Annotated in this window: 1 protein-coding gene and 1 pseudogene; both read left to right on the top strand. The window is 42.9% G+C overall.

The window, feature by feature from the left end; translation table 11 throughout:
- Positions 1-151: pseudogene (locus ACRCJ0_RS16335) on the top strand (zinc ABC transporter ATP-binding protein); the annotation flags it as partial.
- The coding region (locus tag ACRCJ0_RS16330; protein WP_431391214.1) for a metal ABC transporter permease at positions 115-858 on the top strand (744 nt) is incomplete at its 3' end. The pseudogene ACRCJ0_RS16335 and the gene ACRCJ0_RS16330, both read left to right, overlap by 37 nt.

Genomic DNA, 858 nt, shown 5'->3' with positions numbered 1-858 from the left:
CAACACAGAAAAACATGGGAAAGCTATTTTGATGGTAACTCATGATGACAATATTATTGATGAATACTATGATAAACGTGTGCATTTAGTAAGAGAGGAGAATTCGCCGTGGAGATGTTTCAGTATGAGTTCATGGGACGGGCATTCATAGCCGCGACCGCTATTTCATTTATTTCCCCAATCCTAGGTCTCCTATTAATCATGCGCAAGCAATCATTAATGGCGGATACCTTAGCTCATATTTCATTAGCCGGAGTGGCTTTCGGTTATTTACTAGGGGTTGAACCAACCATTACGACCATCTTGTTCGTAGCGGCAGCCGCCTTAATCTTAGAATACTTGCGGGTCGTCTATGCCCACTATTCAGATATATCGGTTGCCATGATGATGTCTGGTGGGATGGCTTTAGCCTTACTACTATTGAACCAAGTGGATTCAGCAGCCTCTATCAACGCCTACCTTTTTGGTTCTATCGTGACCGTTTCGTCACTACAAGTCTATATCTTGGTTGGATTAGCGGTGTTTATTGTAGCTGGCTACTTAATTTTTAAACGGCCCTTATACCTCGTTTCATTTGACGAAAACACCGCCTATACGGCAGGTTTGCCAGTTCGAATGATCTCAGTCATTTTTTCAATTATTACTGGGATGGCCATTGCCTTAATCATGCCAATTGCAGGGTCACTACTGGTATCTGCGATTATCGTTATGCCAGCAGCCATTGCGTTACGACTAGTGAAAAACTTTGATTCAGTCATTATCGTCGGTGTGATCATTGCCATGTTTGGGATGTTTGCTGGGCTGACAACGTCTTACTATTTAGACACACCACCAGGTGCAACAATTGTTGCCATCTTC

The sequence above is a fragment of the Aerococcus sp. L_32 genome, from assembly GCF_050689315.1.
Note: the sequence above shows the minus strand (reverse complement) of the source record. Positions and strands in the feature narration are given on the sequence as shown.